The organism is Gaiella sp. (genome assembly GCF_035710885.1).
In the GTDB taxonomy this organism is placed as follows: domain Bacteria; phylum Actinomycetota; class Thermoleophilia; order Gaiellales; family Gaiellaceae; genus Gaiella.
In genome coordinates, this window is the sequence record NZ_DASTCS010000055.1 from 1 (window position 1) to 19,110 (window position 19,110).

19 protein-coding genes are annotated in these 19,110 nt (G+C 70.8%); 1 reads left to right on the forward strand and 18 read right to left on the reverse strand.

Annotated features, from left to right (window positions below; all coding sequences use genetic code 11):
• The 10 genes from VFO26_RS13715 to VFO26_RS13760 all read right to left on the reverse strand — a co-directional run.
• Positions 1 to 980: HAD-IC family P-type ATPase (locus VFO26_RS13715; RefSeq protein WP_325115594.1), on the reverse strand; the 980-nt coding region annotated here is incomplete at its 3' end.
• A complete protein-coding gene (locus VFO26_RS13720) occupies positions 977 to 1,129 on the reverse strand; it encodes a hypothetical protein (RefSeq protein WP_325115595.1) in 153 nt (50 codons plus the stop codon). The genes VFO26_RS13720 and VFO26_RS13715, both read right to left, overlap by 4 nt.
• Before the next feature lie 34 nt (positions 1,130 to 1,163).
• Positions 1,164 to 2,651: a YfcC family protein gene (locus tag VFO26_RS13725; protein ID WP_325115596.1), complete on the reverse strand. Its 1,488-nt coding sequence runs from the start codon at positions 2,649 to 2,651 to the stop codon at positions 1,164 to 1,166.
• A 9-nt stretch (positions 2,652 to 2,660) separates the two neighbouring features.
• A complete protein-coding gene (gene arcC, locus VFO26_RS13730; RefSeq protein WP_325115597.1) occupies positions 2,661 to 3,614 on the reverse strand; it encodes a carbamate kinase in 954 nt (317 codons plus the stop codon).
• A 2-nt stretch (positions 3,615 to 3,616) separates the two neighbouring features.
• Positions 3,617 to 4,615, reverse strand: coding sequence for an ornithine carbamoyltransferase (gene argF / locus VFO26_RS13735; RefSeq protein WP_325115612.1), 999 nt, complete (start codon positions 4,613 to 4,615; stop codon positions 3,617 to 3,619).
• A 25-nt stretch (positions 4,616 to 4,640) separates the two neighbouring features.
• Positions 4,641 to 5,873 (reverse strand): arginine deiminase, encoded by a 1,233-nt coding sequence (locus VFO26_RS13740; RefSeq protein WP_325115598.1) that lies wholly within the window; start codon positions 5,871 to 5,873, stop codon positions 4,641 to 4,643.
• A complete protein-coding gene (locus VFO26_RS13745; RefSeq protein WP_325115599.1) occupies positions 5,870 to 6,100 on the reverse strand; it encodes a hypothetical protein in 231 nt (76 codons plus the stop codon). The genes VFO26_RS13740 and VFO26_RS13745 overlap by 4 nt, the downstream gene beginning before the upstream one ends.
• Before the next feature lie 50 nt (positions 6,101 to 6,150).
• Entirely contained in the window at positions 6,151 to 8,415 is a 2,265-nt protein-coding gene (locus VFO26_RS13750) for a LuxR C-terminal-related transcriptional regulator (RefSeq protein ID WP_325115600.1), read from the reverse strand.
• Positions 8,416 to 8,617: 202 nt separating this feature from the next.
• Positions 8,618 to 9,091, reverse strand: a complete 474-nt coding sequence (locus VFO26_RS13755; protein ID WP_325115601.1) for a hypothetical protein — start codon at positions 9,089 to 9,091, stop codon at positions 8,618 to 8,620.
• Positions 9,092 to 9,235: 144 nt separating this feature from the next.
• On the reverse strand, positions 9,236 to 10,588 hold the full coding sequence (locus VFO26_RS13760; protein WP_325115602.1) for a phosphatidylserine/phosphatidylglycerophosphate/cardiolipin synthase family protein: 1,353 nt from the start codon (positions 10,586 to 10,588) through the stop codon (positions 9,236 to 9,238).
• 23 nt (positions 10,589 to 10,611) lie between these two features.
• Here VFO26_RS13760 and VFO26_RS13765 point away from each other — a divergent pair, with 23 nt between their 5' ends.
• Complete coding sequence (locus tag VFO26_RS13765) at positions 10,612 to 11,016, forward strand: hypothetical protein (protein WP_325115603.1); 405 nt, start codon at positions 10,612 to 10,614, stop codon at positions 11,014 to 11,016.
• Here VFO26_RS13765 and VFO26_RS13770 read toward each other — a convergent pair.
• From VFO26_RS13770 to VFO26_RS13805, 8 genes are all read right to left on the reverse strand, one after another.
• Positions 11,011 to 12,291: a threonine/serine ThrE exporter family protein gene (locus VFO26_RS13770; protein ID WP_325115604.1), complete on the reverse strand. Its 1,281-nt coding sequence runs from the start codon at positions 12,289 to 12,291 to the stop codon at positions 11,011 to 11,013. The genes VFO26_RS13765 and VFO26_RS13770 overlap by 6 nt on opposite strands.
• Before the next feature lie 191 nt (positions 12,292 to 12,482).
• The gene (locus VFO26_RS13775) at positions 12,483 to 12,875 is read right to left on the reverse strand and encodes an SHOCT domain-containing protein (protein WP_325115605.1); all 393 of its coding nucleotides are present in this window, start codon (positions 12,873 to 12,875) and stop codon (positions 12,483 to 12,485) included.
• 103 nt (positions 12,876 to 12,978) lie between these two features.
• On the reverse strand, positions 12,979 to 14,202 hold the full coding sequence (locus VFO26_RS13780; RefSeq protein ID WP_325115606.1) for a phosphatidylserine/phosphatidylglycerophosphate/cardiolipin synthase family protein: 1,224 nt from the start codon (positions 14,200 to 14,202) through the stop codon (positions 12,979 to 12,981).
• 78 nt (positions 14,203 to 14,280) lie between these two features.
• Complete coding sequence (locus tag VFO26_RS13785; protein WP_325115607.1) at positions 14,281 to 14,658, reverse strand: hypothetical protein; 378 nt, start codon at positions 14,656 to 14,658, stop codon at positions 14,281 to 14,283.
• A 128-nt stretch (positions 14,659 to 14,786) separates the two neighbouring features.
• On the reverse strand, positions 14,787 to 18,107 hold the full coding sequence (locus VFO26_RS13790) for a TM0106 family RecB-like putative nuclease (RefSeq protein ID WP_325115609.1): 3,321 nt from the start codon (positions 18,105 to 18,107) through the stop codon (positions 14,787 to 14,789).
• A 33-nt stretch (positions 18,108 to 18,140) separates the two neighbouring features.
• Positions 18,141 to 18,434 carry a hypothetical protein gene (locus VFO26_RS13795; RefSeq protein WP_325115610.1) on the reverse strand — a complete coding sequence of 98 codons (294 nt, stop codon included), beginning with the start codon at positions 18,432 to 18,434 and terminating at the stop codon, positions 18,141 to 18,143.
• Between the two features lie 8 nt (positions 18,435 to 18,442).
• A complete protein-coding gene (gene infA / locus VFO26_RS13800) occupies positions 18,443 to 18,664 on the reverse strand; it encodes a translation initiation factor IF-1 (RefSeq protein WP_325113127.1) in 222 nt (73 codons plus the stop codon).
• A 79-nt stretch (positions 18,665 to 18,743) separates the two neighbouring features.
• On the reverse strand, positions 18,744 to 18,950 hold the full coding sequence (locus VFO26_RS13805) for a cold shock domain-containing protein (RefSeq protein WP_349259088.1): 207 nt from the start codon (positions 18,948 to 18,950) through the stop codon (positions 18,744 to 18,746).
• Between the last annotated feature and the right edge of the window lie 160 nt (positions 18,951 to 19,110).

Below are 19,110 nucleotides of genomic sequence, written 5' to 3' on the forward strand. Positions count from 1 at the left end.
CGCTTCACGATCGCCCCCTTCGCGGCGAGCGCCTGCGTCCCGAGCGAGAGCATGGTCGTGACGACCGCCGGCAGGCCCGTCGGGATCGCCGCGATCGCAAGGGCGATGCCGATCACGAACAGGTCGTCGAAGTCGTCGCCGCGGATGAGCCCGAACACGATCACGAGCGCAAGCGCGACCGCCGCCATGATCGTGATGAGCACGGTCAGCTGGTCGAGCTGGCGCGTGAGCGGCGTCTTCTCCTGCTGGACCCCCGCCAGCATCCCCGAGATCTGCCCGACCTCGGTCGCCATCCCTGTCCCCGTGACGACCATCTCGCCCCGCCCGCGCGTCACGGTCGAGTTCATGTAGGCCATGTCGAGGCGGTCCCCGAGAGGGACGTCCTCGCCTGCCACCGGGTCGACCGACTTCAGCACCGGCGTGCTCTCTCCGGTCAGCGCCGCCTCTTCGATCTCCAGCGTCGCGGCCAGGATCAGGCGCCCGTCGGCGGGGACCTTGTCGCCGGCCTCGAACGTGACGATGTCGCCGGGGACGACCTCCTCGGCGGGGATGTCCACCCGTTCGCCGCCGCGGCGGACATGGGCGTGGATCAGGAGCATCTTCTGGAGCGCGGCCACGCTCTCGGCGGCCTTGCCCTCCTGGTTGAGTCCCAGGACGGCGTTGAGCACTGTCAGGCCGATGATCACGAGACCGGTGGACCACTCCTGCAGCGCGACGATGCTGACGATTGCGGCGCCGAGGAGAACGAGCTGCATCAGATCGCGGTACTGCCGCAGGAACGCCCGCCAGGCGGGCTCCTTCTCCGCCTCCGCGAGCTTGTTCGGGCCGACCTCCGCGCGGCGCCGCTCGACCTCGGCGGCGTCCAGCCCGGTCCGCGGGTCGACACCGAAGTGCGCGGTGGCGTCGTCCGCGGCCAGGCCGTGCCAGTTCGCGTCACGCACGGCCTGCGGGCCCGCGGTCTGAGCCGCGACGGTGCTCATTCGTCGTCCGTCCGGACGAGGACGACCTTCGTGCCGTGCGAGCCGACCTCGTCGCCGCGGTAGTGCTCGGGGCCGCGGGCGTAGGCCGCCAGGCCGATGAGAACGAGCGTGGCCGCGAGCACGACCGCCCATCTGAAACCGTCACCCATCACGCCTCTCCTTGCTCTTGTCGATTCGTCGGGCTCACGAGAGCGCCGCCCCCACGCCGAGGACGACGATGCACAGGACGCTCAGCGCGAGGAGGAGCGGCCACACCCAGCGGAGGTAGCGGTCGTACGGCACGCGGGCGATCGCGAGACCGCCCATCACCACGGCCGAGGTCGGGATGAACAGGTTCATGACCCCCGACGCGCTCTGGTAGGCAGTCACGACGAGCTGCTCGGGCACGTTCACGAAGCTCGCGAGGGGCGCCATGATCGGCATCGCCACCGTCGCGAGCCCGGACGAGGACGGAATCAGGAAGGACAGCGGCAGGAAGAGCAGGAACATCACGATCGCGAAGGTCGACTCACCCACGTCGCCGAGCGCGAGCTCACACCAGTGCAGGACGGTATCCGTGATCTCGCCGTTGTTCATGATCACCGTGATCCCGCGGGCGATCCCGATGATGAGCGCGACCCCGAGGAGGTCGCGGGCGCCGTCGACGAACGTGCCCGTGAGCTCCCCTTCGCCCATGCGAGCGATCAGCCCGATGATGATCGCGAACAGCAGGAACGACCCGGTCATCTCGGGGAACCACCACCACCAGGTCGGAAGCGGGACGCCCATGTCCTCCCAGGGGATGACGCCGTACATCATCACTCCGAAGGCGAGCGCGAACACGATCAGGATCAGCTTGTGGGTTCCCGTGAGCTCGATCGCCCCGCCCTCGCTCTCGGACTTGAAGCGGGCCTCGTTCTCCTCCCTCATGTCGTGGACGACCGACCTCGACGGGTCGGCCTTCACCCGATCGGCGTAGCGCAGGACGAAGAAGATGCCGATCGCCAGTCCGACGAGCAGGATGACCACCCGGCCGGGGAGGCCGTCGCTGATCGAGACGCCCGCGAACCCGGATGCGATCCCCGTCGCGAACGGGTTGATCGTCGAGCCGAGCGTCCCGATGCCACAACCCAGGAGGACGACCGCGGCGCCGGTCAGGGCGTCGTAGCCCGCGGCGATGAGCACCGTGATCACGAGCGCGTAGAAGGCGAGGCTCTCCTCCGCCATGCCGTAGCTCGTGCCGCCGAGCGCGAACACGACCATCAGCGCGGGGATCATCCAGCGCTCCCGGCCCTCCAGGCGTCGGACGAGCGTGCCGATGCCCGCCTGGATCGCACCCGTCTTCATCGTCACGCCGAGGAAGCCGCCGATCACGAGGATGAACAGGGCGACGTCGATCGCGCCGAAGAGCGACCCGGAGTTGTAGTAGTTGATGTTGCCGGTCGCGTCCTCGATGCCGTACATCCCGTTGATCGGCGCGGTGAGCGAGTCGACGAGGATCCGGGCCGGCTTCTGCTCGACCTCGTGGTACGTCCCGGGGACCGGCTCGCCTTCGGCATTGAGGTCGTACGTGCCCGCCGGGATGATCCACGTCGCGATCGCGGCCAGGACGATCAGCGCGAAGAGGATCGTGTAGGCGGAGGGAAGCCTGAACCCGGACTTCGGCTCCGGCTCGGCGGCGTGCTCGCTCATCAAATCTCCTTATGCGACGTCGACAAGCTCGATTCCTTCCGCGTCGCGGGTGACGACCGTGCCCGCCTCGCCGCGCAGGAGCGCCGGGGTGTCCCCGATCGAGCCGATCACCGCGAGGCCGCCGGTCTCCTCGACGAACGAGCACGCGGCCTTGACCTTCGGCCCCATCGAGCCTGCCGCGAACTCCGACCCGGCGAGAGCCTCCGGCGTCGCGCGCCTGATCGCACGCTGCTCAGGCGTGCCCCAGCCCTCGTACACGGCGTCGACGTCGGTGACGATCGCGAGCGCGTCCGCGCGCAGGTCTCGGGCGAGCAGCGCGCTTGCCAGGTCCTTGTCGATCACGGCCTCGATGCCCACGAGCTGCCGCCCGGCCGGCACCGGCGTCTGCGTGTACATGACCGGGATGCCGCCGCCCCCCGCGCAGATCACGACGCAACCCTGATCGAGGAGCCACTCGAGCGGCTCCAGCCCGAAGACGCGCTGCGGCAGCGGCGAGGGCACGACGCGCCGGTAGCTGTCGCCGTCGGGCTTGAACACCCACCCCTTCTCCCGGGCGAGCCGCTCGGAGTCCTCCTGCGAGTAGATCGGCCCGATCGGCTTGGTCGGATCGCCGAAGGCCGGGTCGTCGGCGTCGACTTCGACGAGCGTGAGGAGCGACGCGAGCCGCTTCTCGAACGGCAGCTCGTTCCCGAGCTCCTGCTGGATCAGGTAGCCGATCATCCCCTCCGTCTGGGCTCCGAGCAGGTCGAGCGGGTACGGGTCGACCTCGGTATAGGCGGAGCCCTGCAGCGCGAGGAGCCCGACCTGCGGGCCGTTGCCGTGGGAGATGACGAGCTCGTGCTCGAGCGCGACCGGCGCGAGCGCCTTGCACGCCACTCGTGTGTTGGCGCGCTGGTTCTCCGCCGTCAGAGGCTCCCCGCGCCGGAGCAGCGCGTTCCCGCCGAGCGCAACGACGACGCGCACCCTCAGCTCCCGATCGTCGCGACCATGACGGCCTTGATCGTGTGCATCCGGTTCTCGGCCTCGTCGAAGACGAGCGAGGCCGGCGACTCGAAGACCTCCTCGGTCACCTCGAGCGCCTCCATCCCGAACTTCTCGAAGATCTCCTTGCCGACCTCGGTGTCCGTGTTGTGGAACGCGGGCAGGCAGTGCATGAACTTCACGTCGGGGTTGCCGGTCGCCGCCATCTTCTCGGCGTTGACCTGGTAGGGCGTCAGCAGCTCGATCCGCTGGGCCCAGACCTCGTCGGCCTCGCCCATCGAGACCCAGACGTCGGTGAGGAGCACGTCGCAGCCCCGCACCGCCTCGGCGACGTCCTCGGTGATCGTGATCGTCGCGCCCGTCTCGGCCGCGACCGAACGCGCGAGCTCCGTGATCTCGTCGCGCGGCCAGAGGGACTTCGGGCTCGCGATCCGGACGTCCATCCCGAGCTTCGCGCCGCCGATCAGGTACGAGTCGGCCATGTTGAAGCGCGCGTCGCCGAGATAGCAGAACACGACCTCGGAGAGCGGCTTCGGGACGTGCTCGCGGAAGGTGAGGAAATCGGCCAGGATCTGCGTCGGGTGCCACTCGTCGGTGAGGCCGTTGTAGATCGGCACGCCGGCCCAGCGCGCGAGCTCCTCCGCGGTGTCCTGTCCGAAGCCCCGGTACTCGATCGCGTCGTACATGCGGCCGAGGACGCGGGCGGTGTCCTTCGCGGTCTCCTTGTGTCCCATGTGCGAGCCACCCGGGCCGATGAAGGTGACGTTCGCCCCCTGGTCGTAGGCGGCCACCTCGAAGGCGCAGCGCGTCCTGGTCGAGTCCTTCTCGAAGATCAGCGCGATCTCCTTGCCGACGAGCTTCTGCTCCTCGCGCCCCTCCTTCTTCGCCGCCTTGAGCTCCGCGGCGAGGTCGATCAGGTACGTGATCTCCTCTGGCGAGAAGTCCGCCAGCTTCATCAGGTTCCGGCCGCGAAGGTCGACCATCGTGCTCATGCGTTCGTTCCTTTCGTCATGCGTCGCGAATGATCGGACAGGTCATGCAGTGGCCCCCGCCGCGACCGCGGCCGAGCTCCTGCCCGGCGATGGCGAGCACCTCGATACCTGCCTTGGCCAGCTTCGCGTTCGTCGCCTCGTTGCGCTCATAGGCGACCACGACACCGGGCTCGAGCGCGACGACGTTGTTGCCGTCGTCCCACTGGTTGCGCTCGGCCTCGAACTCGTCGCCGCCGGTCGTGACGACCTCCAGGTCCGTGATCCCGAGCGCGTCCTTGAGCTCGTCGAGGAATGAGCGCTCCGACACCTCGGCCTGCACGCCGGCCGGTCCGCCCGGCGTGAACAGGATCGGCCGGATCTGGGAGACGACCGGCTCGTAGAGCGTGACGATGTTCCGGTCGCAGAAGCTGAAGACGGTGTCGAGGTGCATCGCGGCCCGCTCACGCGGCATCTGCGCCCCGATCACGAGCCGCGCCGCGCCGGCCTCGAACATGTTCTGCGCGAGGATGCTGACCGCACGGGCCGTGCTCCGTTCGCCCATCCCGACGAGGACGACCCCGTCCCCGGCGGGCATCATGTCGCCGCCCTCGAGGCGGGCGCTGCCCCAGTCGTGATCGGCGCCTCCGAACCAGATCGGGAAGCCCGCGTCCCGGAAGCGCGGATGGAACCGGTAGATCGCCTCGACGTTGAGCGTCTCGAGCTGCCGCGCCGGCCAGAACATCGGGTTGAGTGAGACTCCGCCGTAGAGCCAGGCGCTCGGGTCTCGCGTGAACAGCTGGTTCGGCAGAGGCGCGAGCACGAAGTTGGTCGACTGCAGCGCCGGACCGATCGCGGAGCGGATCTCGTCGGGGAGCTCCTGGACGGTCACACCGCCGGTCAGCCGTGTCGCGAGGTCGTCGGCCGGCATCTCGCCGAGCCAGTCGGCGATCGGGTCGGCGAACATCACCGTCACTTCCTCGGGGCGCACGCGCCGGGACAGCAGCCACTCGCGGGCCTCGGGGGCCTCGAGTGTCTCGGCCAGGAGCTCGTGGAGAAGCAGGACCTCGACGTCGCGATCCCGCATGAGGTCGACGAACGCGTCGAACTCCTGGCGTGCGCGGCGGACCCAGATCACGTCGTCGAAGAGCAGCTCATGGCAGTTCGAGGGCGAAAGCCGCTCGTGCGCGAGGTCGGGCCGGTGGACCATCACCGTTCTGAGCTTCCCGACCTCCGAGTTCGCGCCGATCGCCGTTTCCGTCTCCGTGCTCATGCTTGGGCTCTCCTTCCGGTCTCTTCGCCGATCGTGGTCGCGCTGAGGAGCGTCAGGCCGAAATCGGACACGCGCCGGAGGAGCGCCTGGAGCTCCGCCTGGTCGCGGACGGAGCCCTCGAGCCTGGTGTTCCCCTCGTCGCGCGTCAGCGTCATCCCTTCGAACGCCGCCTCGACGCGGTCGCTCAACTCGCCCTGCACGACCAGGCGGTACCGCCGACTGTGCATGCGAGGAGCATTGCGCGCTCGGTTCGTCGGCGGCGCGTCGAACATCGTGATCACATGGGTGATTCTGGTCGGCCGAGCAGACCCAGCGCTTCTGCGCGGGCGACAGCGTCCATGCGGGAGTTGACGCCGAGCTTGCGGTACAGCGCACGCGTGTGCGACCGGATCGTGTTCGGGGACAGAAACAGCTCGCGGCCGATCTGGCGAACGGAGAGCTCGGACGCAAGCAGCCGCAGCACGGCGAGCTCTGCCGTGCTCGGAAGCTCGAGCACCTCGCCGTCCGCGGCCCGCGACTTCGCCTCGCCGAGCTCCCGGCCGACGTCCTCGACCATGGCAAGGACGCTTCCCGGATCGGTGAGCTCGGCGATCTCGTCCAGGGCCGACCGAAGCGCCGCCTCCGCCTCGTCCAGGCGTCCCCTGCGAGTGCGAACCCGGGCGAGCACGCCGAGTATCCACGCGTGGTGGACGGTCGCCACCTCGTCCCGGAAGAAGTGCTCGGCGTAGGCGAGCTCCCGATCCGCGGCGGCATGGTCGCCTTCGCCCGCGAGCACGGCACCGAAGGCAGCGGAGGCGTTGGCGCCGATCCAGCTCCGGCTGGTGCCGAGCCTGCCCACGATCGCCCGCGCCTTCTCGGCATGCGTCCGGGCAGTGCCCATGCGCTTCCGGTCGACCGCGACGAGTGCGAGGGCGGAGCGTGCAACGGCGTGGCCCGGCGGACGCAGCTCGGCCTCCGGATGCTCGAGCGCTCGGAGCCCCACGACCCAGGCCTCGTCGAGCTCGCCTGCGAAGTACAGGGCGCTGGCCAGGGCAGCGAGCGCTGCGACGAGCACGTCGTCGGAGTCCGCGGCGAACTCCACCGCGCGGCGGCCGGCAGCCACCGCTTTGCCGACGTCGCCGTCGACCGAGGCGGCGCGCACCATCCCCGCTACGGCCTCGACATACGGGCCCACGCGCTCCGGGTGCTTTGCGCGCGCGCGATCCGCGAGATGGAGGAAGCGGCGTTGCTCGAGGGTGCTCTGACCCGCCATCAGGGCCGCCGTCGCCGCCCCGACGGCGATCACCGGATGCTCGACGAGCTTGTCGTTGGGCAGCGTGCGCACGGAGCGGAGCAGCGACCTGGCCCGTCCCGCTCTGATCAGCGAGAGGTGATTCTCGACCAAGAGCTGGGCGACGGCCTCGTCGTCGCCGGCGGCAGCGGCATGCTCCGTGGCCTCCACCAGGAGGCTGTGCGACCGGAGCCATGCCGAGGCGCGGGCATGGATCGCGGCTCTGGCGCCGGGCTGCTCGGATTCGAGCTGTGATCCGGCGAATTCCGCCAACAGCGGGTGGACCCGGAACCAGCCGCCGCGCTCGAGGCGGGTGATGAGGTTCGACCGCCCGAGCCGCGCCAGCATCGACGCGGAATCGGTGCGCCCGAGCACGCCGTCGCACTGCTCCGGGGTGAACCGACCCAGAACGGAGACGGAGAGCAGGAACGAGCGGACGTCGTCGTCGAGCGAGGCGAGCACCTCGTCGGTCAAGTAGTCCACCACGAAGCCGTGGCTGCCGCCGAAGTCGCGCACCGCACCGCGCGGGTCGTCAACGCTGCGAAGCCAGATGCAGGCGAGCGCGAGTGCAGCGGGCCAACCCTCGGTCCTCTCGCACAGGAGCTCGACCTCGTCCGGCCCGAGCTGGATTCCGCCACGCTCGACGACGAGCATGCGAGCTTCGGCAGGGGTGAACGTGAGCTCGCGGGCACGGAGTTCGAGCAGGTCGCCGCGACCACGCAGCCGGGCCAGTCCGAGCCCTGGATCGACTCGCGCGATCAGGACCAGCCGTGCCGCGCGCGGGAGGCGCTTCACCGCATGGTCGATCGTCGCCAGGCATTCCTCGTCTTCCACGGCCTGCATGTCGTCCAACACGATCACGACGCCTTCTCCGGAGGTGGCGATCGCGTTCATCAGCGCGTCGACGGAGCTTTCCAGGGAGCTTCCGGCGTGACTCAGCCGCTGGAGGGCATCGCGCCCGAGACCTTCGTGCGCACGCTCGACGGCGGTCGCCGCATACGACCACAGCCGGACCGGGTCGTTGTCGCCGACGTCGAGCGTGACCCAGGCCGGAGCGGCGCCGCGAGCCGCACACCACGCGCGCACTGCCGTCGTCTTCCCGTACCCGGCCGGCGCTGCGACGAGCGTCACCGCCCTGCCTTGCCCGGCGTCGAGCGCCACCGAGAGCCTCGGCCGCTCGACGAGCTCCGCGCGCAGTCGAGGCGCCGCGAGCTTGGCCTCGGCCAGCGGGACGACCTCGTTGCCGTGACGCAGATCAGCGCGCTCGGACATCGCCCCGGTCGAACCGACGCGGCCCTGCAGTCTCGCCGCGAGACGGGGGAGCGTGCCGGTCCCCCGGCACGGCCCCTGGATCGTCGTGGCCAATGGCCGGATCTCGCACCCTGCTCCTTCCCAATCGTCGTCCTGGCGTCATGATCATGCACACTCGGCGTCGCCCCCTGTGCCAGGCTTCGGCGGGCAACCGGCCCCTCGATCAGTGGGTCAGGAGCACTTTCAGGGCGACCAAGACGAGGCCGAAGCCAAGGTTCGCCCCGACGACCAGCAGCGTGGCCGGCCAGCGGAGCCGCTCGATGCGGGCGAAGACGACGCCCTGAGCAGCGAGCACGGCGAGCCCGGCCCCGAACGCGAGCCAGACCGCGGTGCTCGTCGACACGGCGTCGAAGACCCCGAGCAAGAGCGCTGCGAGTGGCGGGACTGCCGCCTCGACGATGGAGCCCTCACGGCGGGCTATGAGACGCAGCTCCGCCACGGACACGCGCTCGTCGTGGGCCACGCTGTGCGCCAGCGCGTGCGCATACACGTGCGCCACCCACAGGACGAGGCACGTGACGAGGACCATCGCAGCGATGCGCCCGGCGTCGTCCGGGAACGCCCGCACGCCTCCGACGAGCACCGCCAGCACGACGATCGTCCCGTACACGAAGCCGGAGAGCCGCTCACCGATCAACGGACGACGAGGTGGAGCGGGCCCTCTCTCCTGCGCGCCGCCCATCTGTGCATCATGCTCGGCCGGCGCGGCCTGCGATCCGCAAGGCGCAGTCAACGGCTCAGCCGGCGAGGAGAGACCCGGCTGCGGCGACGCCTCAGGTGATCACAGGAAGTAGGTCAGCTTGTCCCAGAGCCAGCTCTGGAAGCGCTGACGCGCGCCCGAGGGCCGTTCGGCGCGCTCCGAGCGTGCGATGTCCGGCCGGAACAGCCGCTCCTCGAACAGCGCCGCGGCGTCGGGGCTGCGCGCGATCATCGCGAGCTCGGAGTTCCGGTAGAGCGCCCACGAGTCGAGGTTCACCGTGCCGAAGCTGACGACGTCGTCGGCCACCACGACCTTGGCGTGGACGACCGTGCCCGGAAGCTCCCAGATCGCGACGCCCGCTCCGAGCAGGTCGTCGTATCGGTCGCGCAGGGCGGCGCTTGCCTGGGCGTTGTTGGACGTCTCGGACACGACGAGCCGGACTGCCACGCCGCGGCGCGCCGCGGCGAGGATGCGCTCCAGGACGTCCCGGTCGGTCAGGTACGGGTTCATCACGTCGAGGCGGCGCCGCGCGCCGTCGATCTGCTCTCGGATCGCCGCCGACGCGGCCACGAAGCCCCCCGGAATCACCTGGGCGAGGGCGATCGGCGTCGAGCCCGGGTCGGCCGGCTCGGGGAAGTAGCGCGCGAGGTCGGCCGGAATCGGTCCGCCGTGGCCGCGGAAGCTCGTCAGGAACGCCGCCTGCGCCTGCCGGACCACGTCACCGGTGACGCGCACCATCACGTCGTGGAAGCCCCCGTCCTCGAAGTGGTCCTCGATCCCCGCGCCCCCCGTCCACGCAACCGCGCCGTCGACGACGTAGAGCTTGCGGTGGTCGGCGCGACCGACCTCGTCCTGTCGCCAGTCCAGCCGCCGGTCGTCCGGGTACAGCCCATCGCGGTCGACCGGGATCACGTCGTTGACGACGATCTGCGCGCCGGCGGCCGCGAGCCCCCTGAACATCTCCTCGGCGTCGCCGAAGGGCCTCGAGCCGAAGCCGTCGACGATCACACGCACCTCGACGCCGGCGGCCAGCTTCCGCTCGAGGAGCGCCGCCATCTCCCTCCCGACCTCGCCCTCGCGCCAGCCGAACATGAGGATGTGCACCGACGAGCGGGCGGCCTCGATATCGCCGAAGATGCGCGGGAAGAAGGTCTTTCCCTCGACCCACGGCTCGACGGTGGCGGCGGTCGACCAGGCGAAGTCGAGATCGGCGTCGTGCGGGCGCACGCCGTCGCGCGCGGCGAACGCCTCGGTGGCGGCTTCCGCCCCGGAGGAGGTCACCGCGTCGGAGTCTGGGGGCCAGCTCGGCCGCTGGGTGATCCCGAGCACCTGCAGGTAGACGAGCACGAACAGGCCTGCCACCAGCAGCCCGAGGATTCCCAGGGCATCCCGAAGCCGACGCCGCCGAACGTCCGTGCTAGCGTCGCCGCTCATTGCCCGAGGAAGCTACACGCCGTGTGCCCGGGCGCTCGTGGACGCAGATCGGGGCGTCGATCGCGCTCGCCGTCGCGGTCATCGGGGTGTTCTGCACCTGGACGAAGGAGGGCCCTGTGAGCCTCAACGGGACGCAGGGCCCGCACGACGGCTGGCTGGTGGTGATCCTCGCGGTGCCGGCACTCCTCTGGGCCCGATCCATGGCGCGCGGGTCGTGGGTGGGGGTGGTGGGCGTGCTCGGGACGGCCCTGGTGATCGGCTGGACGGCGCTCACGAGCTGGCGCGACAGCCGCGAGGTCCTCGGCGCGAGCGTGGGCTATGGGCTGCTCCTGGTCGTCGCCGCGAGCCTCGGGCTCTCGGCTGTCGGCGTTGCCTCCGGGCTCGAGCTGCTCCGGGCCCGCAACCGACCACGGCCGGGCAGCTCATGACGGGCGGAGGTCGTCCCCGCGCGACGGTGCGGAGGAGTGCCCGGGGAACAGCGACGCCGAGATGATCAGGCCGTACGCGATCGACATCGAGGTCACGAACGTGTCGAAGGCGGCGTTGATCCCGCTCACGGTCTGATTGCTGAGGAGCTGCAGGGCGCTGTTGAAACCGGCGCTCCCGGGCACGAGCATCAGCACGCCCGGAACGATGAACACGAGCGGCGACCGTCGGAGCCGTGAGCCCACCAGGCCGCCGACGACCCCAACCGTCACAGCGGCGACGAAGACGGCTGCGTCGCGGCCGAAGATCGCGGTGCCGGCTTCGTTGGCGACGAGGGCGAGAACGGTCGCGGTGCACATCAGCAGGGCATCCCGGTATCTCGCCCGCAGGGTGATGGTGAAGGCGAGGCCCGTGGCGAGCGCCGCGACGATGTACGGCGCCGAGAAGGCGGCCGCGGGGTCCACCTCCGGTGTGGCGCCGAACCACGCGGCGGCGATGGAACGGCCGATGCCGACGCCGAAGACGAGACCGAGGAGCTGGACGAGCGCGCTCGCGGTGTTTGCGACACCCGACTGCAGATGCTCGGTCGCGAGCTCGCGCATCCCGATCGTCAGCCGCATGCCGGGGAGGAACGTGACGAGCGCTGCGAGCGTGACGAGGTCGGGCGCATCGGAGACGTCGAGCCGGGCGAGCGCCGCGGCGCAGAAGCTGGCGGCGAGCGCCGCGACCGGCGCCACCATCGGCTCGAGGCGGACGGTCCACTGTGCGGGCAGCGCGATGCCCCCGACGACGAGCCCGACGAGCCCGCCCGCGAGGACCTCTCGCCACCCACCGCCGAGCACAGGCGTCAGGGCGGCGCCGGCCAGCCCGTACGCAGCGAGGAGGAGCGGCCAGGGCCGCTCGAGAGGATCGTCGCGGATGTCGGCGACCGTGGCGAGCGCACGCTCCACCCCGAGACGCCCGCCGGCGATGTCCTGGACGAGCTCGTCCAGGCGTGCGATCGCGTCGAGGTCGACGGGGCGCGGACGGACGCGGATCGTGTAGCTCCGCTGCTCCGGGATCGACCCCAGCGAGACCTCGACAAGGGTCGGGGTAGCCGAGACCTGGGCGTCCGCCTGGCCGACGGCGCGCGCGAGGACGAGCAGCCGCTCCTCCAGGTCCGCGGTCGGGTATCCCGCCGCGTGGCCGGCGTGGGCGAACCCGAGCACGAGCTCGACCGGGCGGTCGACGCCGGCACGCGGCACCGGCATCCCCTCCGGGGTCGGTTGCTCGTCCACGCCTTCCCTCGCTTCAGCGGCCGCGCGCCCTGGCCGGCGGCAGATCAACAGCCCGAGACATCGAAGCCGACCATCTCGCCCCGTCCGCCTTTCCCGCGAACGGGACGTCGGTCAGGCAGATGGTGTCCGCCCGACGGGGTCGGGGAGCGCCGGCCCGATCTCTTCCCTCGTTGCTCCTCCTCGGTGCCTCTCTACGCCAGCGCCTTCTGCTTGATCGCCTCGAACTCGGCCTGCGTGATCGCGCCCGAGTCGAACAGCTGCTTGGCCTTCTCGATCTCGGCGGCCGCGCCGCCGCCCCCCGCCGTTTCGCGCACGTAGTCGTCGAACTGCTCCCGCTGCGCCCGAGAGCGCGCGAGGTTGCGCTCGGTCATCCCGACGTTCTGCGTGATCAGATAGATGAAGACGCCGAGGAACGGCAGGACGATCGCGAAGACGATCCAGGCGGTCTTCGCCCAGCCGGAGATGTCGTGCCTGCGGAAGATGTCTCCGAAGACCGTGAAGAGCAGCCAGATCCACATGATCCAGAAGAAGAAGATGAGCATCGTCCAGAAGAGATCGAGAAACGGGTAGTCCGCGGCGAGCACGTGGCCTCCTTGTCGCAGTCAGCGTGACAACCTACGCCGCCTTCGGTCGGCGCGCCAACTCCACCGCGCTGCCTCACCCATGTGAACGCGATCGGCTCGGCTGTCAGAGCAGCGGCGAGAGGGTTGCGAAGACTCTTGCGCGAGCCCGCTCGCGCCGGCCGGTGAGTGGGCGCCCGGGAGACGACACGGCCTCGGCCGGTGCGCTGAACCGCTGCTCGAACTGCGCGGCGACGGTGGTCGAGTGGAGCCGGAGGTCGATCTCGAAGAAGCGCCTCAGGCTCCAGGCCTCGAGGTTGCAGGTTCCCGCGAGCAGCTCCTCGCCGTCGCGCACGAACGCCTTGGCGTGGAGCATGGTCGGGTACTCGAGGATCCGCGCGCCGGCGTCGAGCAGCGTGGCGTGGTGGAACTGCTGCGCGGCTGCGCACGCCCAGTTGTTCGCGTTCGCGGGGACGAACAGCCGCACGCGGACACCGCGGCGCGCAGCCTGCTCGACCCGCCGGATCATGCCGCGGTCGGTGACGTAGGGATTGACCACGTCGAGCGTCTCCCCCGCGCTCTCGAGCATGCGCGCGATCGCATCGCTGATCGGCCGGTAGCGCCCCGGCGCGTTGTGCAAGACAACGGCGGGGATCGCCTCGCCCTCGTCGCCCGTCTCCGGGAAGAGCGTCTCCAGGTCGTCGACCTGCACACGCCCCCCCAGCCAACGGAAGCCGCCGACGAAGACGAGCTGCAGCTGCCGGACGACCGGGCCCGTGACCCGCACGAACAGGTCGTGAAAGCGCCCGTCCTCGAAGTGGTCCTCGATCCCGGCGCCTCCCACCCAGCCGATCCGACCGTCGATGACGGCGACCTTGCGGTGGTCGATGTGCCCGAGCGCGCGAAGGTTCCAGCGCGTCGCCCCGTCCGCGCCGAGCGGGCCGACCTGCACACGGGCCACCGTCGCGCGGACGACGCAGACCTCGATCCCCGCTGCGGTGAGCCGCTCGTAGAGCTGCTGCGAGCCGCGCTCGGGATCGGAGCCCTGCCGGTCGACGACCAGCCGCACCGGGATTCCCTCCGCCGCCTTCGCGACCAGCACCTCCGCGAACCTCTCGCCCACCACGCCGGGCCGGAAGCCGAACTGGTTGATGTGCACCGACGACGAGGCCGCGGCGATGTCCTCCAGCATCGGCGGATAGAACGAACGACCCTCGACGAGCACCTCGGCGGACGAGGCCCTGCTCTCCTCGAACGCCATCGACAGCGCAGCGAGCGGCACCGGGCCGCTCGCGAACCGCTCGGCCCGCTCACGGATCCGATCGTTCGGCACGGCGGCGGGCGAGCTCATCGTCCTCCCTGCGGCAATTGGCACGCCATGTGCTCGGCCACTCTACGCATGCCGGTTCCGGCCCCGGGGCGTCGTCCGCTACGAACCGAAGAAGGCCCGCGCGCCCCGCGAGCCGTACAGAAGCCACACCAGCACCGCGTCCAGCGCCGCCGTCACGAGCGACGGCAAGATCGCGCTGGTCGGCCCGACGAACACATACACGAGCGCCATCACGCCGCCCACGACCGCCAGCGCGGCGAGGACGATGCGTGCGGCGCTGCTGCCGCGGAGGAGCCCGAAGGACGCGAGGGCGAACAGGGCCGCGAGCACGAGCGCCCCGATCCCCCATGGCTCCGTGACGTCGTCCCAGGTCACGACCCCGATGATCCCCATGAACGCGAGAAAACCCGCCTTGACGAACCCGAACACCGACGCCAGCCAGACAGCGGGCGGGGACTCCCGGGAAGCTGTTGCCACGACCTCCTCCAAACCCTCGTCGACAGCCACGATCATCCCACCCCGGACGGACGGACGCCACGGTCGTCTCGACCACATCCGATCCCGACGGCCGATCCCGACGGGAAGCGATCGACATGGCGGCGGCTTCAGCCGGGCACCAGCGCCCCGGACTCGGCCTGCGCCAGTTCCACGAAGCGGCACACCGCGCTCACCAGCCGCATCTGCGCGACGGTCTTGCAGTCGGCATCGAGGAGCCGCGGGGAGCACACGAGCACGGCGCGGCACTGGGCGCGCGAGGTCGCGACGTTGAAGCGGTGCCGGTCGAACGCGAAACCGACGCCGCGCGGCGCGTCCTCGGGCGCCGAGCTGGCCATCGAGACGAGCACCACCGGGGCCTGCTGGCCCTGGAACTTGTCGACCGTGCCCACCGCGACCCCCGCCGGCAGCCGCGAGCGGAGCATCCGCACCTGCGCGTTGTAGGGCGCGACGACGAGCACGTCGCCGTCGCGGAGCGGTCGCGTCGTCCCGTCGAGGTCGGTGAACGGCGAGCCGACGAGCTCCCCCACGGCGGCGGCGACCGCGTCCGCCTCCTCCACCGACGACTGGCTGCGCCCGACGTGGTCGACCGGCAACCACACCGGCCCGTTCCCGTGCGCGAGCGAGCGGCGCGCCGTCACCGCAGCATGGTCGAGCCGCCCCTCGTAGTACGCGTCGGAGGTGAACGCGCAGAGCTCCGGCCGTAGCCGCCAGGTCTCCGCGAGGAACAGGCCCCGGTCGGGCGGCACGGTCACGTCCTCGCCGAGCAGGTGCTGGAGTACCGAGCGCTCCGACCCCTCGGGATGCGATCCCTGCGAGACCTGGGGGAGCTGGTTCGGGTCGCCGAGCAGGATCAGCGAGCGCGCGGACGTCGCCGCCGCCAGCACGTCCGCGAGCGCCAACTGCCCCGCCTCGTCGACGATCAGCACGTCGAGCGGGACCTCGGCCGCATGGATCTCGATCGCGGGGCGCGTCAGCGCCCACGCCGTGCCTGCCACGAGCGCATAGGACGGGTCGGCGCAGACGTCGACGTCCTCCGACGTGACGAAGCACCTGCTCTCGAACTGGGAGTCCGACCCTTCCTCGACTCGCCCTCGCTTCGCACCGGCGAACGTGTAGCCCTGCAGATCGGCCTCGTGCTGGATCGCCCGCAGCATGTTGTGGATCGCCTTGTGGCTGAGCGAGGTGACGCCGACACGCTTGCCCGCGCGCATCAACGCGATCGCCATGCGCGCTCCCTGCCACGTCTTGCCCGAGCCCGGCGGGCCCTGCACGAAGAGGTAGCTCTCGCCGAGCGACAGCGCCGACTCGACGGGGTCGACGCCGAGGCGCGCGTCGGGCGGCCGGCGCTCCAGCACCGCGGCGGCCGCGGGGTAACGGCCGGTGTCCCCAGCGGCGTACGCCCGGACGAAGCGCATCAGCGCCTCGCGCTTGACCGCGTCCCGCACCGGCCCGCCCGGCGTCAGCCCGCGAGGGAGCGGCTCCCCCTCGCGCGCCGTCCCGCGCAGGAGCGTGACCGTCCCCGAGTCGTCGTCCACGCGCAGCCGGAACGGGGCCCGCGTGTCCGGATCGAACCCCTCGCCCGAGAGCTTGTGCTCCTGCGGAGGGAAGCTCATCCGGTACGCGTGGCTCCGGCCCTCCACCACCGGCGGCGCGCCGTCGTGGACGAGCCCGCCGATCGCCGTCCGGTCGGCGATCAGCTCGTCGTCGTCGAGCTGCGGCCAACGGAACCACGCCCACCACTGGGGCCGCGCCTCGCGCTGGTGGTAGTCGACGAGATTGCCGAGCAGCCGCCGGGCCGACCCCTCCTCCGCGCCCTCGAGCAGCTCGGCCTCCAGCGCCGCCCGCTCGACGTCCCGCTCCTCCGCCTCCTCGCTCCGCGGGCGCTCCTCGGGAGGAAGCCGCCAGGGCACGTCGCGCGGACGGAGCGAGACGAGCCACTCGTGGAGCGCGACCGTCGAACGGCAGTCCTCCTCGTTGTAGCGCTCGACGTCGCCGAGGAGGGCGTCGTCGCCCGTCTCGAGCCATTCCTCGAAGCGCACGACCGACTCGTCGCCGCCGGAGACGTCGGCGGTGCGCTCGAACCCGTAGAGCTTCTCGACGGCCTTGATGGAGTAGCTCTCCAGCGAGGCGCGCAGCGACTGCTTCACGATGCGGTAGAGGTCGACGAGAGCCTCGCCGCGCAGGAGGGCGTCGACCTCCTCCTCGCGCGTGCCGTGCTCGCCCATCAGCCGGGTGAGAGCGGTGCGCTCGTAGGCCGCGTAGTGGTAGACGTGCATCCGCGGGTAGCGCCGCCGGCGCGCGACGAGCCAGTCGACGAACCGCTCGAAGACCTCGCGCTCGCCGTCGCGGTCCTTCCCCCACAGCGCCTCGTACACGACCTCGCCGGACGCGTCGCGATAGCAGTACCCGAACAGGTACTCGAGCCCGCGGGAGGTCTCGTAGAAGGGGTGGCCCTCCAGGTCGAGCCAGACGTCGCCCTCGTCGGGCGCGGGCAGGAGCCGGAAGCCCCGCTCGGGCTCGTCGGGGAGGAGCTCCCAGTGGTAGGTCCCCGTCCTGCGGCCTCGGAGCTGGAGCGCGGCCTGCCGCCTGATCCTCTCGAACGTCTCGGGACGGATCTCGTCGAGGCCCGGCGCGTCCGCCGACGTGAGGTCGCCGAGCGCCTCGAGCGTGGTGACGCCCGCCTCGATCAGCGTCTCGGCGTGCGAGCGGCGCAGCCCGGCGACGAGGGTGAGGTGATCGTCGGCCACGAGCTGCTCGCGGCAGAGCGCGCGGAAGTCGCAGATCCCGCAGTGGTCGCACGGCCAGCCGTAGGTCTCCGGCTCGTCGGCGACCGCGTCGAGGAACCTCCTGCGGATCCGCCGGTAGTGCGCCTGCAGCTCGGCGACGCGGAACGTCTCGCGCTCGCCCCGGCCGTTCTCGACGTGGACGTGCTCGACGGGCGCGCCCTGGATCCGGGCCACCTGCTCCGCGTAGAAGCAGAGCTGAAGGACGTGCGCGGGCTTCGCGCTCCGGGCGAGCTTCGTGTCCACCGGCTCGTACGTCCGGTTGGGGAGCCGCTCGAGGAAGTCGGCGAACCCTCGCCAGCGCCCCTCCTCGTCGACGAGGTACGGCTGGAAGACGACGTCCGCGGCCCCGGCGCGGATCGCATGCACCGTGGCGCGCCGAGCCTCGTCGGCGTCGAACGTCTCGTCGTCGTAGGTCTGGATCCGCACGATCGAGCGCCCCGCGGCCTCGAGCCGCGCCAGGTACGCCTGCTCGTGCTCGTTCCCCTTGCGGAAGATGAGGTCGCGGTGCGGCGAATCGAGGTGCGGCTGCAGGAGCTCTCCTCGCGCGACGCGCAGGGAGAGCGTCGTCAGGTGCGGGCACGCGAGGTGCTTCGAGAGGTCGGAGGGCGAGAGCGCGAGCGTGCTGTCGTCCGCGAGGCGCATACGGAGAAGTATCGGCGCCGCTGCGGCGGGGTCTTACGACGCGGCGCTCGACCGCTCGGTGAGACCGAGACGGAAGGCGAGCCGGAGCTCCGCGACCGTTCCGCCGGCGAGCGTCCGGTAGGTGATCTCCTCCTGCTCGGCCCGGTCGAACAGGTCGAGGAAGGCTGCGATCTTCGGCTCGGGCCGGGCGGGCCTGCGTCCGGGCCGCCAGCCGTGGCGCTCCTCGAGCTCGACGAGGTCGGCGCGCTCGCCGTCCGTCAGCGTGGGCTCGTGCTTCGCGAGCAGCTCCTCGAGCTCGAGGCGCAGCTCTTCCGCTCGGTTGGCCATCGCCGCGGCTAGCGCAGGCGGTAGACGATGCGACCCCGGTCGAGGTCGTACGCAGAGACCTCGACGCGCACCCGGTCGCCGGGCCCCATCCTGATCCGGTAACGCTTCATCTTCCCGGCGGTATACCCGATCATCTCGTGACCGTTGTCGAGAGTGATCCGGAACATCCGGTTGCGGAGGGACTCGGTGATCTCGCCCTCCATCTCCAGCTTCTCTTCCTTGACGGCGATGGCCGCCTCCTTTCGCCGAACGAGGGACGAGTGCGGCAGCCCGTGGCCACCGGGGTGACCATGGGCTGCCGACGTTCAGCTACGCCACGACGGCGACGTTGGTCGCCTCGGGGCCCTTCTGACCCTCGCGGGCCTCGAACGAGACCTTCGCCCCCTCGGGGAGCGACTTGAAGCCGTCACCGGCGATGCCGCTGTGATGCACGAAGAGGTCCTTGGACCCCTCGGCAGGGGTGATGAACCCATACCCCTTCGCATCGTCGAACCACTTCACGGTTCCTTCTGCCATTGAAATACACCTCCCTTACCAAACTCACGAACGGATAGGGAAGGCGCAGGCGCGCGAACCGGACTCGCTCTAGATCCACGGAAGCATAGCTGCAGGCGCGCCTCCAGGTGGGTCCGCGGCCGAGGCGCCATCACCCGCCCGGGACGACGCACGGCGTTCG

Bases quoted from the DNA above. Each gene is read 5' to 3' on its own strand.
- VFO26_RS13760 (WP_325115602.1), bottom strand. From the start codon at position 10,588: ATGAGCGGCGACGCTAGCACGGACGTTCGGCGGCGTCGGCTTCGGGAT.
- VFO26_RS13780 (WP_325115606.1), bottom strand. From the start codon at position 14,202: ATGAGCTCGCCCGCCGCCGTGCCGAACGATCGGATCCGTGAGCGGGCC.
- VFO26_RS13720 (WP_325115595.1), bottom strand. From the start codon at position 1,129: ATGGGTGACGGTTTCAGATGGGCGGTCGTGCTCGCGGCCACGCTCGTT.
- VFO26_RS13750 (WP_325115600.1), bottom strand. From the start codon at position 8,415: ATGTCCGAGCGCGCTGATCTGCGTCACGGCAACGAGGTCGTCCCGCTG.
- VFO26_RS13725 (WP_325115596.1), bottom strand. From the start codon at position 2,651: ATGAGCGAGCACGCCGCCGAGCCGGAGCCGAAGTCCGGGTTCAGGCTT.
- argF (WP_325115612.1), bottom strand. From the start codon at position 4,615: ATGGTCGACCTTCGCGGCCGGAACCTGATGAAGCTGGCGGACTTCTCG.
- VFO26_RS13805 (WP_349259088.1), bottom strand. From the start codon at position 18,950: ATGGCAGAAGGAACCGTGAAGTGGTTCGACGATGCGAAGGGGTATGGG.
- VFO26_RS13790 (WP_325115609.1), bottom strand. From the start codon at position 18,107: ATGCGCCTCGCGGACGACAGCACGCTCGCGCTCTCGCCCTCCGACCTC.
- VFO26_RS13745 (WP_325115599.1), bottom strand. From the start codon at position 6,100: ATGCACAGTCGGCGGTACCGCCTGGTCGTGCAGGGCGAGTTGAGCGAC.
- VFO26_RS13795 (WP_325115610.1), bottom strand. From the start codon at position 18,434: ATGGCCAACCGAGCGGAAGAGCTGCGCCTCGAGCTCGAGGAGCTGCTC.
- VFO26_RS13740 (WP_325115598.1), bottom strand. From the start codon at position 5,873: ATGAGCACGGAGACGGAAACGGCGATCGGCGCGAACTCGGAGGTCGGG.